Annotated in this window: 19 protein-coding genes; 13 read left to right on the forward strand and 6 right to left on the reverse strand. The window is 58.7% G+C overall.

Translation table 11 applies throughout. The features are described 5' to 3' along the window. The first annotated feature begins 193 nt into the window (after positions 1 to 193). Positions 194 to 1,111 (forward strand): DMT family transporter, encoded by a 918-nt coding sequence (locus DHN60_RS09180; RefSeq protein WP_108837006.1) that lies wholly within the window; start codon positions 194 to 196, stop codon positions 1,109 to 1,111. Here the strand turns inward: DHN60_RS09180 and DHN60_RS09185 are convergent. Further along, entirely contained in the window at positions 1,029 to 1,748 is a 720-nt protein-coding gene (locus DHN60_RS09185) for a thiamine diphosphokinase (protein WP_108837007.1), read from the reverse strand. The two genes, DHN60_RS09180 and DHN60_RS09185, sit on opposite strands and share 83 nt — an antisense overlap. A gap of 136 nt (positions 1,749 to 1,884) precedes the next feature. On the opposite strand from DHN60_RS09185, the gene DHN60_RS09190 reads away from it, so the two are divergent. Further along, entirely contained in the window at positions 1,885 to 4,089 is a 2,205-nt protein-coding gene (locus DHN60_RS09190; protein ID WP_108837271.1) for a hypothetical protein, read from the forward strand. A 583-nt stretch (positions 4,090 to 4,672) separates the two neighbouring features. On the opposite strand, the gene DHN60_RS09195 is transcribed toward DHN60_RS09190, so the two are convergent. Further along, a complete protein-coding gene (locus DHN60_RS09195) occupies positions 4,673 to 4,888 on the reverse strand; it encodes a DUF2842 domain-containing protein (RefSeq protein ID WP_108837008.1) in 216 nt (71 codons plus the stop codon). An 11-nt stretch (positions 4,889 to 4,899) separates the two neighbouring features. Then, on the reverse strand, positions 4,900 to 6,192 hold the full coding sequence (locus tag DHN60_RS09200; protein WP_108837272.1) for an adenylosuccinate synthase: 1,293 nt from the start codon (positions 6,190 to 6,192) through the stop codon (positions 4,900 to 4,902). 169 nt (positions 6,193 to 6,361) lie between these two features. Between DHN60_RS09200 and DHN60_RS09205 the strand changes: the two genes are divergently transcribed. Next, positions 6,362 to 6,760 carry a DUF6524 family protein gene (locus DHN60_RS09205; protein ID WP_108837273.1) on the forward strand — a complete coding sequence of 133 codons (399 nt, stop codon included), beginning with the start codon at positions 6,362 to 6,364 and terminating at the stop codon, positions 6,758 to 6,760. Between the two features lie 101 nt (positions 6,761 to 6,861). After that, positions 6,862 to 7,083 (forward strand): hypothetical protein, encoded by a 222-nt coding sequence (locus DHN60_RS09210; RefSeq protein ID WP_159089160.1) that lies wholly within the window; start codon positions 6,862 to 6,864, stop codon positions 7,081 to 7,083. 33 nt (positions 7,084 to 7,116) lie between these two features. Here DHN60_RS09210 and DHN60_RS09215 read toward each other — a convergent pair whose 3' ends face one another. From DHN60_RS09215 to nthA, 3 genes are read right to left on the reverse strand one after another with little or no spacing between them, the layout of a single operon-like run. Continuing rightward, positions 7,117 to 7,428, reverse strand: coding sequence for a nitrile hydratase accessory protein (locus tag DHN60_RS09215; protein WP_108837010.1), 312 nt, complete (start codon positions 7,426 to 7,428; stop codon positions 7,117 to 7,119). Next, entirely contained in the window at positions 7,425 to 8,099 is a 675-nt protein-coding gene (gene nthB, locus DHN60_RS09220; protein WP_108837011.1) for a nitrile hydratase subunit beta, read from the reverse strand. The genes DHN60_RS09215 and nthB overlap by 4 nt, the downstream gene beginning before the upstream one ends. Continuing rightward, on the reverse strand, positions 8,096 to 8,713 hold the full coding sequence (gene nthA, locus DHN60_RS09225; protein ID WP_108837012.1) for a nitrile hydratase subunit alpha: 618 nt from the start codon (positions 8,711 to 8,713) through the stop codon (positions 8,096 to 8,098). The genes nthB and nthA overlap by 4 nt, the downstream gene beginning before the upstream one ends. 153 nt (positions 8,714 to 8,866) lie before the next feature. Between nthA and secG the strand changes: the two genes are divergently transcribed. The 9 genes from secG to DHN60_RS09270 all read left to right on the forward strand — a co-directional run bounded on the left by secG (position 8,867) and on the right by DHN60_RS09270 (position 15,834). After that, complete coding sequence (gene secG / locus DHN60_RS09230; protein WP_108837013.1) at positions 8,867 to 9,229, forward strand: preprotein translocase subunit SecG; 363 nt, start codon at positions 8,867 to 8,869, stop codon at positions 9,227 to 9,229. 158 nt (positions 9,230 to 9,387) lie between these two features. Next, entirely contained in the window at positions 9,388 to 11,031 is a 1,644-nt protein-coding gene (locus DHN60_RS09235) for a CTP synthase (protein ID WP_108837014.1), read from the forward strand. 96 nt (positions 11,032 to 11,127) lie between these two features. Beyond that, a complete protein-coding gene (locus tag DHN60_RS09240; protein ID WP_108837015.1) occupies positions 11,128 to 11,625 on the forward strand; it encodes a twin-arginine translocation pathway signal in 498 nt (165 codons plus the stop codon). Between the two features lie 27 nt (positions 11,626 to 11,652). Beyond that, a complete protein-coding gene (locus DHN60_RS09245) occupies positions 11,653 to 12,261 on the forward strand; it encodes a ferric reductase-like transmembrane domain-containing protein (protein WP_108837016.1) in 609 nt (202 codons plus the stop codon). 263 nt (positions 12,262 to 12,524) lie between these two features. Further along, entirely contained in the window at positions 12,525 to 13,298 is a 774-nt protein-coding gene (gene rlmJ, locus DHN60_RS09250) for a 23S rRNA (adenine(2030)-N(6))-methyltransferase RlmJ (RefSeq protein WP_108837274.1), read from the forward strand. Between the two features lie 12 nt (positions 13,299 to 13,310). Beyond that, positions 13,311 to 13,742, forward strand: a complete 432-nt coding sequence (locus DHN60_RS09255; RefSeq protein ID WP_108837017.1) for a TerB family tellurite resistance protein — start codon at positions 13,311 to 13,313, stop codon at positions 13,740 to 13,742. 27 nt (positions 13,743 to 13,769) lie between these two features. Further along, positions 13,770 to 14,204, forward strand: coding sequence for a TerB family tellurite resistance protein (locus tag DHN60_RS09260; RefSeq protein WP_108837018.1), 435 nt, complete (start codon positions 13,770 to 13,772; stop codon positions 14,202 to 14,204). Continuing rightward, complete coding sequence (locus DHN60_RS09265) at positions 14,201 to 14,938, forward strand: phosphate/phosphite/phosphonate ABC transporter substrate-binding protein (protein ID WP_108837019.1); 738 nt, start codon at positions 14,201 to 14,203, stop codon at positions 14,936 to 14,938. The genes DHN60_RS09260 and DHN60_RS09265 overlap by 4 nt, the downstream gene beginning before the upstream one ends. A 122-nt stretch (positions 14,939 to 15,060) precedes the next feature. Continuing rightward, the gene (locus tag DHN60_RS09270; protein WP_108837020.1) at positions 15,061 to 15,834 is read left to right on the forward strand and encodes an ABC transporter ATP-binding protein; all 774 of its coding nucleotides are present in this window, start codon (positions 15,061 to 15,063) and stop codon (positions 15,832 to 15,834) included. Positions 15,835 to 15,845 lie beyond the last annotated feature (11 nt).

Raw genomic sequence — 15,845 nt, forward strand, 5'->3', positions numbered from 1 at the left:
CTTGAGTGGCAAAGGCCGCTATTTTGCAAAAAGCTGTCAGCCACACCGTCGCCCCATAGAACGCGGTATCCCCCTGCTGAAACACCGCCCTCAATCAGGGTCAGCGGGTGACATTTGACCTGACGCCAATCCGCATCAGCCGTGCTGCAATTGCTGCATTGCCCCCTTAGGAACCGCTGTTAGGGTGCGATTTATGACCCAAGACCGCCCTCTGCTTGGCATCTTCCTTATGCTGGGATTCTGCGTCGTGGCCCCGATGGGGGACGCGGTGGCCAAACTGCTGGGCCAGTCGGTTCCGCTGGGTGAGCTGCTGCTTGTACGTTTTGCCATACAGGCGATCATCCTGATCCCACTGGTCTGGCTGGGACGGCGCATGTGGAAAATGCGTGGCCGGGTGCTGCGACTGACCGCTTTGCGTACTGTGCTGCATATATTTGGAATTGGGGCGATGTTCACAGCCCTGCAATACCTGCCTCTTGCCGACGCCGTCGCCATTGCCTTCGTGATGCCGTTCATCATGTTGCTACTGGGAAAATACGTATTGGGCGAAGAGGTCGGCAGCCGCCGTCTCATTGCGTGCATCGTTGGGTTCATCGGAACGCTTCTGGTCGTCCAACCCAGCTTTGCTGAAGTGGGCTGGCCAGCTCTGTTGCCGCTTGTGGTGGCGGTGAACTTTTCGTTCTTCATGCTCGTGACACGGCAAATCGCCAAAGAAACCGACCCCATCGGCCTTCAGGCGGTAAGCGGCGTGATGGCCGTCTTTATCCTTGGGCCCCTGTTGTGGTTCAGTCAAAGCGCGGGCATTGCCCCTCTGGAAATGGTCGAAGTCGACAACCGGGAAATGGCACTTCTGGCGGCCATCGGGGTCCTCGGAACACTTGCGCACTTGCTGATGACATGGTCACTGCGCTTTGCACCTTCGGCCACCCTTGCGCCGATGCAGTACCTCGAAATCCCCGTGGCCACGATCATCGGCCTGATCATCTTTTCCGATCTGCCCAATGGGCTCGCAGCCACTGGCATCTGCATCACGATGGCGTCGGGGCTGTATATTGTTCTACGCGAGCGGGCCATCGCGCGGATGGAGGCGCAGACGCCAGCGCCTGCGTAACAGCGCCCAAATACCGGCGCGGAAGCATCACGATCATGGCCGGACGATCCATGGTCAGCGCAATCGGCCCCGTGGCCGCATTCGAAGTGCTGGTCTGCCCAACGGGATCAAGGGCCAGCCCATCAATCTCCCACTGCAAACCGGAGGATCTGCCAGACACGGGCGCCATTGGAAATAGCGACACGACATCCCCCAAAGCCGTCTGGATGCGAAACGCAGGCGGGCACAAAAACACAACCTCGGTGGCACCCAACAGCACGCAGCCGCACGCAGGATGCGACGTCAAAACATTGAGTGCCGCCAGTTGATGATCCAGCCGCGCGCCCAAAAACCCGACCCCAACCACAGCAGGCGCATCGATATTGCGCAGCGCCTTGTCAAAATCCGTGCTGTCCTGTTCGGCGATGTGGTGCTGACGATCCGAGGGGGTCAGCGCCAGAGTTTCTGGTGATACGGAATCAAAATCCCCAATCACTGCGTCCAGTGAAACCCCCGCGCGCGCAGCCAATTCTGCCCCGCCATCGGCGGCCACACAGGTCGGCGCAAGGGCCATCGCAGCCTCAACATCTGTCGGTAACGCGTCTCCGCCACCCAAAAGAGTCACGGGATTGGCGCTTTGAATTATCATCTGCTTCATGGCTTTTTAATGCGGTTTTCTGAAACAGACCACAATGTCGCCTCAAAATGATACGATAAAAATCACAGATTCGGGCCGCTTTGGTCCGGGATCGTACCCTACAACCCTCCGCAAACAGGCAGAGGACGAGCATCCGATGACGATGAATAACAAAATTCTGACAGTCTCCTACGGCACCTTTTCGTGCACGCTGGAAGGTTTCGACGACAGCTTTGGTACGATGAAGGCGATTGCGGAGTATTTCCGCGATCTGGCCGCAGACGATCGATACTTTGGCGCCGAACCACCCGTGCCAGATGCTGAGATGCTGACGCGCATCGCCGAACGCGAGATTTCGCGCCGTGTGGAAGCGCGCCATCACGATGGACGCATTGTCCTGAGCGCCGCCGACGCCGCAGAAGAAGCTGTGCAAGCCCAGCCCGAAGCAGACGCACAGCCCGCCGCAGCACCGGTCGCCGCCGCAGTTGTTGCCGGGGCCGTCGCCGAAGCCAGCGCCGCTGACGATGCTGAGGCTGCAGCGCCCGACACAGTATTGGACCCCCAAGAGGTGACCGTTGAGAACATCGCGGCCACGCTTGAAGAGGACGCAGTGCAGACCGAGGTCGAAGAAGAGACCGAGGAAGTCAGCGCCGTTCTCGAACTGACTGAAGAGGACGAGGTAGCAACACCTGAACTCGTGCCGGAAGAAGCCGAGGCAGACATACCTGCTGAAGATGATCCAAGCCTGTCTGAAGCCGAAGCCTTCTTTGCCTCCTCCGAAGATCAGGTTGCAGATGAGATCGAAGAAGACAGCGCAGACGTTGTCGAAGCCGTCGAAGTAGAAGCGCCCGCCGCTCCTGCCGCCGACAGCATCGCTGCCAAACTGCAACGCATTCGTGCCGTTGTGTCGCAAAGCCAGGATGACGAGGACGAGGACGAGTTGTTCGAAGACGAGCACGCCGAAGACCTGCCGTCCGAAGGCGACGTCCACACTCTGTCCGAAGAAATCGCAGCAGACGAAGAAGCAACGGCATCGGATGATGTCGTGGCCCAAGCTGCGCGTGACATCGAGGACGCGTTTGACATCGATGACGCGGAAAGTGCTGCCGAAGAGACAGAAGCGCAGGAAGAAGACGAATTGAGCGCGCTTCTGGCCCGGTTTGACCGCGGTGACGTAGCCGAAGCACCGCAGGAAGCCGCCGTTGCCGAAACCGACGACGCGGAAGAAGAAGACATGGGGCTCGATACACTCGCTGCCCTGATGGCCGCGGACCAAGAGCCTGACGATGTCAGCGGAGACGGCGAAAACCTCTTTGGCGGCGCAGAAGCTGGCGAAGAAGAAAACGTTGCAGCGGAAATGGACGACAGCGTTGCGGCCGAGGCCGATGAAGCCGAAGCCGAAGCCGAAGCCGAAGATTCCCCCCGCCGTGCCCGCGTGTACAAAGTCAAACGCGCCGACATCGACGCAGCCCTTGCCGACGGTCAACTTGAACAGGTCGAGGATGAGGATGCCGAAGCAGATACCGCCTCAACCCTCTCTGAGCATGAAGAGGCCGAATTGCTGGCAGAACTGGCGCAGGTTGAATCTGAATTCCCTGTGGACGGCAGCGACGCCGACCAAGCGGATGTGGACGCAGACCTCGAAGAGGCCGAGGTTCTTGAGGACGATGCGGAGCCAACCATCGCCGCCGAGTCCAAGCAGTTGGATGTCCCGGACGACGATGTGACACGCCTGATGGCCGAAGCCGAAAACCAGATGGAAGAGCCTGAAGGCACCAATCGCCGCGACGCCTTTGCCCATCTCAAGGCAGCCGTCCAAGCCAAGAAGGCGGACTCCGAAATCGGCAATGATTCGATCAAGGATGAGGGTGCATTCCGCTCTGATCTGGCCGAGGTGGTCAAACCGCGCCGCCCCGAAGTTGGAACCAGCCGCGCCGATCGTCCCGAAACTGCGCGTCCCGCCCCCCTGAAACTGGTGGCAGAGCAACGCGTTGACATTGACGCAGCCCCCAAAGGCCCCGTGCGCCCACGCCGGATTGCCGCCCCCCAAGAGGTCGCGCAAGACACGCAAAGTGCTGAGAACTTTGCGGACTATGCCGCAGAACTGGGCGCAAACGACCTGCCCGCGCTTTTGGAAGCGGCAGCCAGCTACCTCAGCTTTGTTGAGGGGCAGGATCAGTTCTCGCGCCCACAACTGATGACCAAAGTGCGCCAGATCGAAAAAGAAGACTTCAGCCGCGAAGACTCCTTGCGTTCCTTTGGACAACTGTTGCGCGCAGGTAAGATCGAAAAAATCTCAGGCGGCCGTTTCGCCGTCACCAGCGACATCGGCTATCGCCCAGAGCAACGCGCTGCGGGTTAAGTTCGATATCACATCAAATGAAAAAGGCGCCTCTGTTCGGGCGCCTTTTTTGTTTGAAAGGGCATAGCATTTATTTGTGCCTTGAAGAACAAAGTTGCCGCCAATTTTCGCTGACGTTCTCTACTACTTCAAATGCTTGTCCAAAAAGTCTGTCAAACGCACGCTGAGAGCTTTCCGCGTTCCCTCGCATTGCGCAATAACATGGAGTGTGGGCGGCTCATCCGATGTTGTGACAGTCTTCTCTTTGTAGAAAACGCAAACAGCTATCAAGGCAGGTCGTTGTTGAGCATAGTACTGAGGGAAACTTAGTCTCGAAGATTTTGCTTTGATAGGTAAACCCCATCGACAGCTTTCGGCCCAATCCAGACTACCGCGACAACTCCCGACGCTAAACCGTGAACGAATGAACGACCAAATGCATTGCTCAATGCAGTGCACAGTCGCAGCCTTGGGTCAGTCGATTCCGCCATGGACCACATCCGCCTGACAGAGCTTGTGATCTTTTGGTGAGGGGCCCGAGGGATTGGGTTTTCAATCGCGTCACAACAGGACGACAGGACCCAATCGGCCAATCAAAACCAGATCATCCGTCCGGGTCAGGCTGTCCAATCCCCTTGAACACAAACTTGAGCGGGAACGCCCAGATTACGCCCAGCACCACATAGATCAACAGCTCTACAAGGATCGATGGGCGCTCAAACGCTGAAACCACGTTCAGTGCCACGATGATGTATAGTGGCAAGGCCACCACCAGTATCAGCAGAGCCAGCCATTTCCGGGTCTTGTAACGCAGCGCCATCAGGACCTCACTCAGTCAGCAAAAGGATCGCGGACAAGGATCGTGTCTTCCCGTTCGGGTGAGGTTGAAAGTAGAGCCACGGGGCAATCGATCAACTCTTCGACGCGGCGCACGTATTTGATGGCGTTTGCAGGCAGGTCGGCCCAGCTACGTGCGCCTTCGGTCGAATCCGACCAGCCCGGCATCTCTTCATAGACAGGTGTGCAGCGGGCCTGTTGATCGGCAGCCGTGGGCAGGTAATCAAGCGTCTTGCCATCAAGCTCGTATCCGACGCAAATTTTGAGCACCTCAAAGCCGTCCAATACATCCAGTTTGGTCAACGAAATACCGTTCACGCCGCTGGTCGCACAGGTCTGGCGCACAAGGCAGGCATCAAACCAACCACAACGGCGTTTACGCCCGGTTGTTGTGCCAAACTCATGTCCCCGCTCGCCCAGACGCTGCCCGTCTTCGTCCTCCAACTCGGTTGGAAACGGCCCTTCGCCCACGCGAGTGGTGTAGGCTTTGACGATGCCGAGAACAAAGTCGATGGCCCCAGGACCGACGCCGACACCGGTCGCAGCCTGACCGGCGATGACATTGGACGAGGTCACAAAGGGATACGTGCCAAAATCAATATCCAAAAGCGCGCCCTGCGCCCCTTCAAACAGAATACGTTTACCTGCGCGGCGGGCCTCGTTCATCGCCTTCCAGACGGGGGCTGCATATTCCAGAATACGCGGCGCAACCTCGTTCAGGCTTGCCAGCAGCGCATCCCGGTCCACAGGTGGCAGCCCCAGACCGCGACGCAATGCGTCGTGGTGCACCAACGCACGATCCACGCGCAACTCAAGTGTGGCCGGATCGGCAAGGTCCGCGACACGCACGACGCGGCGACCAACCTTGTCCTCATAGGCCGGGCCAATGCCGCGACCTGTGGTGCCAATCTTGGCCACCGAATTTTGTGCTTCGCGGGCGCGATCCAATTCGCCGTGAATCGGCAGGATCAGAGGCGTGTTTTCCGCAATCATCAACGTCTCAGGTGTGATCTCGACACCTTGCGCGCGGATCGTCTCGATCTCTTTCAGCAAATGCCAAGGATCAAGGACAACGCCATTACCGATCACACTCAGCTTGCCGCCACGCACCACACCCGATGGCAGCGCATGCAATTTATATACCGTGCCATCGATGACCAGAGTGTGACCCGCATTGTGCCCGCCCTGAAAACGGGCAATCACATCGGCCCGTTCGCTCAGCCAGTCAACAATCTTACCTTTGCCCTCATCGCCCCACTGCGCGCCGACAACCACTACGTTGGCCATGATGGACCCTTTCTGATGAAACCCGCGTCGGTATAGCGATGCCGCCGGCAGAGGCAAACCGATATCTGAGTTTCTTCTGACCCAAAATGCCGCGGCCGGAGGAGTCCCAAGCTTGAGATTGGCGAAATTTCCCGGCATGACGCCACGACATGGATCGGCGCCGCACATCATGACGGGATTTTTCTGGCGCTGGCTTTTTGCGTTCGGCTTGCTGGCGGCGACTTATAATCCGACTGAATTCAACTACGTCCGCTGGGTACTTGAATACGGGTCGATGAACCTATCGATCGCCGTGCTTGTCGGGCTGATACTGGTCGTGGGCTATATAATTTACCTGCGCGCGACGCTGCGCTCGATCGGTCCGTTTGGCATGATGTTGGTTCTGGCGTTGGTCGGGGCCATCCTGTGGGTGTTTTATGATCTGGGTCTCGTCAGCCTCGACAACCCGGGATTAAACACGTGGCTTGGCCTCCTCGCCTTGTCAGTTGTTCTGGGAATCGGGCTCAGTTGGAGCCATGTGCGCCGCGCTCTTTCCGGTCAGGCCGATATGGACGATGTGGACGAATAAACAGGCCCGAATGCAACTGTTGACAGACGTTGCGGATCGTAGTGCCTTGGCTAAACGTGGTACGAGCACGCTTACCTGATTTGTGATGCGTGCAGACTTATTTGAAACCAGAAGAGGATATTGAAGTGGCGAAGAAACCTGAGATTGTTGTTAAAGAACAGATGAGGCAACTCCAAGTAGAAGAGAAGCAAATTAATGAAATGGATAAGGAAGTTGCGGAATCCAAGGAGATGCAAGGCCATCTCAAGGAAATGAAAAAAATGATTAAAGAAAAGAAAAAGCTTCTCTCAAAAATGGAAAAAGACGTCAAAAAGATGAAGTAGGCTAGCGTGGCCGGGCTGTGGCGTCCGGTTGGCTCAGGACTTGAGCGTAACCGGCGCGCCGTGTTCCGTGCGCAGATACGCTGCCTCCCATGCCGCTCGCATCGCTTTCACGTCTTCTGGGGCAGCAATCTCCTGATCTGCCAAGAGACCTTCCAGCGTCTCCAGCCAGGCCGCAAAATAATCATCTCCACCGTTCAGGTCTCGGGCCAACCCGTGCGTCTTGAGTGTCGCGCCAAACCGCGCCGCCCAGTCAGCCCACGCAAAAACACCCGCTTCGTTAAGGTGAACAGTCAGAGCGAACAACTGCGCGTGCCACGGGGCCTCGAATGCGGGTTCTGGCCTCATGCCGGTTCCAGATAGCTGTCCCACACATCAAGGATTACCTCGTCGTCTGGATGTTCGGGGTGGGCCCAGATGTCTGCCGCGCGTAATGCTACGGCGTATAGCGGCTCGGGCGCTTCGCCCAAATGGTGCGCGTTGCTGTCGGGCAGCACGTGGCTGCCATGCATTCGTACGATGCTGGCCTGCGATCCTGCTGCGTAGGCAGGCAGGCGCGTATGCCCACCCGGCACGGTCACGTTCTCAGGGTGCGCACGCAGACGCACGCGGTCACCAACAGCAAAACGCGGTGCGACATTGCTTGGCCGGTCTGCCGGTCCTCCGCGGGCAAGAACCCCTGCCACTGCTTCTGCCTTAAGCATTTTTTTCGCCAGCGGGCTGTCTGCCTGCGCTTGGCCTGCGGCCAGCTCATCTGCGGTCAACGCACCGGTCTCGACCAACAAATCCGCCAGAGCCGCAATCCATTTCTCGTAATATGCAAAGCGGGCATAGTCCTTTGGCGCAAGGCCTTCACGCGCATGACGCGACACATCGATATTCCACAATCCCAGCGACCCACAGGCCAAAGTCAGGGCCAGAGCGCGCGGGTGCCAGTCGGCGTGGAATTTCACGTTTTCAGGTTCCGGGGTCACCGGACCATCGCCAAAACGTCCCCCCATGTCATGGACGCGGGTCATGACGCACCTGCAAGGCCGCAGCCAATCATCGAATCCCGGCTGACCAGATCGGCCAAAGCACTGGCATCCAGTCCGTCAGTGTCTTTGGGCCTTTGCGGCAAGACAAGATAACGCACTTCAGCAGTCGAATCCCACACCCTTACAGCGCAGCCCTCAGGCAAGGTTACGCCAAACTCGGCCAGAACTTTGCGCGGTTCGCGCACGGCGCGGGCACGGTAAGCGTCGGATTTGTACCACCCCGGCGGAATGCCGAGAAGCGGCCACGGGTAACAAGAACACAGCGTGCAAACGACCATGTTGTGCACGTCGTCGGTGTTTTCGACCACCACCATATGCTCGCCCTGACGACCATAAAACCCAAGCTCGGCCAGCAAAGGGTCCGCATTTTCCAGCAACCCCGCCTTGAATTCAGGATCGCTCCATGCGCGGGCGACAACCTCGGCCCCGTTGCGCGGGCCGATACGGTTTTCGTAAGTGTCGATGATTTCATCCAGTGCAGCAGGGTCAACTAGGCCCTTTTGCGTCAGGATGGTTTCCAGCGCCTTGACCCGCAGCGCAGGGTCCGATGGCAACAAGGAATGAGGGTGGTCGTGGTCTGAATGATCATGAGGCATGGGCTAACACTGCGCTCTGTTGTTGCGGAAATCCACCCCCAGATGTGCCGCCCGGTCGTCACGTCGTCACATTGGCGCGAAAGGCGACTTGCGGGGCACTGCATTTCTGCATAGATACCCCCAATCGCGCAGCAAAGGCCTTGATCCCCCTCTATGGAAAACGTCGTTCTTATCGTCCACCTGTTCCTCGCGCTCGGCCTGATTGCCGTGGTGCTGATGCAGCGCTCCGAAGGGGGCGGTCTGGGCATGGGTGGCGGCGGAGGAGCGGCGACCGGACGGCCCGCAGGCACGGCACTGGGCAAAGTGACGTGGATTTTGGCGATTGCCTTCATCATCACATCGATCACGCTGACGATCATCGCGGCGCAAAAAGCGGCCGGGACCTCTGTCATCGACCAGCTGGGCATCACGCCACCTGCGCAAAACGCACCAGCTGACGATCTGGTACCGCCCGGTGGCGACCTGTTGCCACCCACATCAGGCGATGATGCACCGCTGGTACCCAGCGCCGACTAACGAAATCTTGAGGGCAAACAACGCGCTACAACATCATGTAGCGCATGGCTTGCCCCCTAGACCCGAATCCTTATATACTGAGGTCCCGTGGGGAACGCTTTTTTAAGCCTCCCGCAAATGGCCTTTTGCCAAAGAAGAACCACGGGAGACCCCACCATATGGCGCGCTATATTTTCATCACCGGCGGTGTTGTTTCATCCCTTGGAAAAGGTCTCGCATCAGCGGCTCTTGGAGCATTGCTGCAGGCGCGCGGTTTCTCAGTTCGCCTACGCAAATTGGACCCCTATCTGAACGTCGATCCCGGCACGATGTCGCCCTTTGAGCATGGCGAAGTGTTTGTCACCGATGATGGTGCCGAAACCGACCTCGACCTTGGACACTACGAACGTTTCACCGGCGTTGCGGCCCGCAAAACCGATTCCGTATCGTCCGGGCGCATCTACTCCAACGTGCTGGAAAAAGAACGGCGCGGCGACTACCTCGGCAAAACCATCCAGGTGATCCCGCATGTGACCAACGAAATCAAAGATTTCATCAGGGTCGGGGACGACGAAGTCGATTTCATGCTCTGCGAGATCGGCGGCACAGTCGGTGACATCGAAGGGCTCCCCTTCTTTGAAGCGATCCGCCAGTTCTCTCAGGACAAACCACGCGGCCAATGCATCTTCATGCACCTCACGCTCCTGCCTTTCATCAAAGCCTCTGGTGAGCTGAAAACCAAACCCACCCAGCACTCGGTCAAAGAACTGCGCTCCATCGGGATCGCGCCTGACATCCTTGTCTGCCGCTCCGAAGGCCCGATCCCGGTCAAAGAACGCGAGAAACTGGCCCTGTTCTGCAACGTGCGCCCCGAGTCGGTGATTGCGGCCCAAGACCTCGACACCATCTACGACGCCCCCCTCGCCTATCACCGCGAAGGTATGGATCAGGCGGTGTTGGACGCGTTCCAGATCTCGCCTGCCCCAAAACCCGACCTGACCAAATGGGAAGATGTCAGCGACCGCATCCACAACGCCGAAGGTGTTGTGAACGTGGCTATCGTCGGGAAATACACCCAGCTTGAAGATGCCTACAAATCCATTGCCGAGGCGCTGACCCACGGTGGCATGGCCAACCGTGTCCGGGTCAAGGTGGATTGGGTAGACGCCGAACTGTTCGACCGCGAAGACCCCGCGCCCCATCTCGAAGGGTTCCACGCCATCCTCGTGCCCGGTGGGTTTGGCGAACGCGGCACCGAAGGTAAAATCAAGGCCGCCGAATTCGCCCGCACCCGCAATGTACCCTATCTGGGCATTTGTCTGGGCATGCAGATGGCGGTGATCGAGGCCGCGCGCAACGTGGCAGGCCTCAAAACCGCCGGTTCCGAAGAATTTGACCACGAGGCCGGGAAAAAGCGTTTCGAACCTGTTGTTTACCACCTCAAGGAATGGGTGCAGGGCAATCACAAGGTCGAACGCAAAGTTGGCGACGACAAGGGCGGCACCATGCGACTTGGGGCCTATGATGCGGTTCTTACCGAAGGCAGCCGGGTGGCAAACGCCTATCGCACAACCAACATCGACGAACGCCATCGCCACCGCTACGAGGTGGACATCAAATACCGCGACCAGTTAGAAAAGGCCGGGCTAAAGTTTTCGGGCATGTCCCCGGATGGGCGCTTGCCCGAGATTGTCGAATGGCCGGATCACCCGTGGTTCATCGGCGTGCAGTTCCACCCCGAACTGAAATCAAAACCCTTCGCACCGCACCCCTTGTTCGAGGATTTTGTGCGCGCAGCCAAGGACGTGTCGCGACTGGTCTGACCCCAACCGCCGCCCCCTTCACGAAGCCGTTATCGCGGTTTATCGTGTGCGTCATGGCCTTACCTTTTGTCTGAACCTTTCAGAGGAGACACGTCCATGACCACCCCCTCGATTGCCCGCCGCACCATGCTTGCCACCGGGGCCGCTGCACTGCTGACACCCACCGCGGGGCTGCTGCCTGCGACCGCTGCGGGCGTCAAACCGACCCCAACAATGCGCGGCGGCGCCAACAACTACCGTCCCGGCGCCCCAATCGTGGATCGCATTGGCCGCGGAGGATTCCTGATGACAGGCAGTGTGCGCCGCGCCGGTGATGGCGCGCCCCTGCCGGGCATGCGCATCCAGATGTGGGCGCACACCACCGAAGGACATGAACGCGACCAGCGCAGCCACGGTGCTACGCTAACGGATGCCAACGGGACGTTTCAGATGGACATGCCTCAAATCGTGCCCGCCTTTGGGCAGGTGCACGGGCATCTGGGCTATGACAATGAATACGGGACAGCCGGCTTCCAAACCGTGTTCCTGCGCCCCTTGTTGCGAAAATCGTCCGACACCACGCTGCATGTCGAATTCGTGCTGCAACCCGTCTGATCGGCGTCCAATCCTGAAAGTCCGCCCATGCGCACTGCCCTGATCTGGATCGCGCTGGCTCTTGCCCTTGGCGCGCCTCTTGTTGCGGCCGGGTTCAGCCCGCAACTGCAATGGCGCAGCGGCATTTACATCGCCTCGGGCTTTGCTGGCATTCTGGCCATGTGCCTTTTGCTGATCCAGCCACTGCTGGTCGCAGGTGATTTGCCACATCTTGGCCCATCACACAGCCGAAAGGTGCACCGCGCGGTTGGTGCATTGTTGTTGCTGGCCGTACTCGGACATGTCGTCGGTCTGTGGCTGACCAGCCCGCCTGATGTCGTCGATGCCCTGCTGCTGTCCTCACCCACACCGTTTTCTCTATGGGGCGTGATCGCCATGTGGGCGGTATTCGGCGCTGCGCTGATGGCCAGTTTGCGGCGACGCCTGCGTATCCGGCCACTGACGTGGCGCCGTCTGCACGTGGGATTGGCTGTGATCATTGCCACAACCACGGTCGCCCACGCAGCCCTGATTGACGGCACAATGGAACTGACCACCAAAGTCGCCCTTAGTGTGCTTGTTCTGGCAGCGACTACGCGGGTGGCTTACCTCACGTGGCGCATGGGGAGGAAACGCGGACCAAGCGGCTCTCGGTAAGGTCGCAGCCGCAAAAGTAAACAACAACGCAACGCTCGCCGATGCGCGCATCTGAGCGCGGTTTACCCTGATCTAACACTTAGGACCGTGCGCTGCGCGAACCGAACCCACAGTGTACATTCGGTGCACACTGTGGGCTCGGGCAGCACGGCCTGTGCCTGCCCAAGCACATCCCCACAGGCGTTACCCATGATTCGCTCAGATTGGCACAGGACATGCCGTTAACCGTTGCGCGTGTGCTGGTCCGCGCCCATAACCACCCCATGCTCAGCTACCAACACATCTATCACGCCGGAAACCTCGCGGATGTCCACAAGCATAGCCTGTTGGCATGGATGCTCGACTACCTCACCCGCAAGGACAAACCGCTCAGCTACATTGAAACCCATGCAGGCCGCGCAATCTATGACCTAAGCGCTGAAGAAGCGCTCAAGACTGGCGAAGCGGCCCAAGGTATTGCGCGGGCCAAGGCCTGGTTTTCGCCCGACCATCCCTACATGCGTTCACTTGCGCAAACCACTGAAACACATGGAGAAACCTCCTATCCCGGCTCACCTCTTATTGCAGTTCAAACGCTGCGAGAAATGGACACCATCACGCTCGCCGAACTGCACCCGACAGAGCATTTAAAGCTTGAACTGGCCCTGCCGACAGCGACCTGCCGCAAGGTCGACGGCTTCGCCATGGCCCACTCGATGCTGCCGCCTACACCGCGTCGAGGCCTGATGCTGATCGATCCGAGCTTTGAAATCAAAGACGACTATCAGACCATTCCCACCCATATCAAAAAATACGACCGGGCATGGAATGTTGGTATCATCGTGTTATGGTATCCGATCCTGACATCAGGTGCGCATCATAATATGCTGAAAGCATTAGAAATTAACCACCCCGACGGCTTGCGTAGCGAAGTGCATTTTCCGCCCGCACGCCCCGGGCACGGCATGATCGGCTCTGGCCTCTTTGTCATTCGCCCGCCCTTTGGACTTGCGAGCGAAGCCACAACACTGAAAACTCACTTTGACACATTAAAGTGAGGAGCCCGGCCCATGTTCGAACGCCTGTTTCCCAAGCGGCCCAAGGAAACGCCAACTCTGCCAGAACCCACCCCGCAACTCGCGCTCGGGGCGCTCTTGGTGCGCATCGCGATGGCCGACAGGGATTACCGGGCAGCCGAGGTCGGAGCCATCGACAAAATCCTGTCGCAGACCTTCGGTTTAAAACCTTTGGAGGCTGCCAAATTGCGCGCCACCTGCGAAGCGCTGGAACGGCATGCGCCCGGAACACCTGAATACGCTGAGATTTTGCGGGAAACAGTGCCTTACGATGATCGCCTTATGCTGGCGCGCTGCATGTGGCAGGTCCTGCTGGCCGACGAGGAACACGCCGATATCGAAGAGGCCATGTTGCACCAGATTGAGGCAGCCATCGGCATCACCCCCCAAGACAGTGCGGCGATTAAGTCGCGCGCGCTTGGCTAATCAGATGACCGTGCGTATATGCAAGGTATGTTCCAAGATCTCCTCAACAGACTGATTCAACCGCAGCCCATCCCGATCAAGGATGCGGATGCCCGTCTGGCCCTCACCGCTCTTTTGGTGCGCGTGGCACGGTCCGATAACCACTACAGCACGGACGAAAAGGCGCTGATCGACCAGATCACGCAGGATCGTTATGCGCTGTCTCCTGACGATGTCTCAGCCTTGCGCACCGAGGCCGAAGCGATGGAGGCCGCCGCCCCCGACACCGTCCGCTTTACCCGCGCCATCAAAGATGCCGTTGCATATGAGGACAGGCTAGGCGTGATCGAGGCGCTGTGGAAGGTCGTGCTGGCTGACGGAAAACGCGCCAAGGAAGAAGACGCTCTGTTGCGGCTGGTCACCAACCTTTTGGGCATATCAGATCCGGACAGCGCCCGCGCACGTCAACGCGTGTCAAAGTGATCGCATTTCTCGGCATGTATGACATGCCGCACGCCGCATCGGCTTATGACAGGTTGTGGTCCGCGATCCGCGCAGAGCTGGGCTCAGGCCCCGATCATTTAGACCGATCAACCGATCCATGGACAGCCTGGCAATCCCCGGACCTTGTTTTGGCCCAGACATGCGGACTGCCCTATCGCGCGCGCCTGTTCGATCAGGTTCATCTGGTGGGGACGCCTGACTATGGGCTGCGCGATTGCCCGCAAGGGTACTACTACAGCTATATCGTCAGGCGTAAGGGTGAGCCCCGCAACCTACGCGAACTGGCATGCCACGGAACAATCGCCTTCAACGAACCCTTGTCACAATCGGGCTGGGCCGCACCGATTGCGCATCTGGCCAAGCTAGGCCTGCGCCCCGCTGAAACGATGCAAACCGGCGCCCATCTGGCCTCAGCCCGCGCTGTTTTGGCGGGGCACGCGGATTACGCGGCGATCGATGCAATCACCTACCTCATGTGGGATGACGCCGATCCACAGGTTTTTGCTGGGCTGGAAGCGTTCACGCGCACCGAGCCCACGCCCGGGCTGCCTTTTATCACCAGCCGGACGGCCGACCCCAAGCCCATCGCCGCCGCCGTGACACGCGCCATCAGTGGGCTGTCCGCTGAGGACCGCGAAATCTTGATGCTCAAAGGGTTTGTTAAAATCCCCGAAGAAACCTATCGCGCCATACCAATCCCCTCTCTGCCCTGATCAAAACGCCATCACCTGACGTCAAATTGGGCAGTTCAGAGCAAATTCGCGCACTTTGAGGGTGGACATGCTCCGCGATTTGCGCCCCTTTACCCGGTGACTGTCAAAATAGAGCCTGCCCATTGACCAACCCGCCTGTCATCGAAATCCGCAACCTCCACAAGGCCTATGGGTCGCTGGAAGTTTTAAAGGGTGTCGACATCACAGCCAACCGCGGGGACGTTGTATCGCTCATTGGCTCTTCTGGCTCGGGCAAGTCCACGCTGCTACGATGCTGCAACCTGCTTGAAGACTGCCAACAGGGCGATGTGCTGTTCAAAGGCGAACCGGTGTCTTGGACCGGGCAGGCCCACGGCCGTCGGCCCGCAGACCCCAAACAGGTTCTGCGCATCCGTACCAACCTGTCGATGGTGTTCCAGCAGTTCAATCTGTGGGCCCATATGAGCATCCTGCAAAACGTGATGGAAGCACCAGTCACCGTTCTGCGCCGCGACCCGGCCGAGGTTGAAAAGTCCGCGCGTGCCTATCTGGACAAGGTGGGGATTGGGGACAAATGCGATGTCTACCCGGCCCAGCTTTCGGGTGGCCAGCAACAACGGGCTGCCATTGCGCGCGCCCTGTGCATGGAACCCGAGGCACTGCTGTTTGACGAACCCACATCCGCGCTTGACCCTGAACTGGAACAGGAAGTTATCCGCGTGATCAAAGACCTTGCGGGCGAAGGACGCACCATGCTGATCGTCACCCATGACATGAAACTGGCCGCCGATGTGTCTGACCACGTCGTGTTCCTGCATCAGGGCCTTATCGAAGAACAGGGGGCGCCAAAGGATCTGTTTGGCGCCCCCAAATCCGAACGTTTGCGCGGGTTTCTCTCTGCGACCCACGCCGCGTAACTAAAACCAAA

The organism is Tateyamaria sp. Alg231-49 (assembly GCF_900143535.1).
GTDB lineage: Bacteria > Pseudomonadota > Alphaproteobacteria > Rhodobacterales > Rhodobacteraceae > Tateyamaria.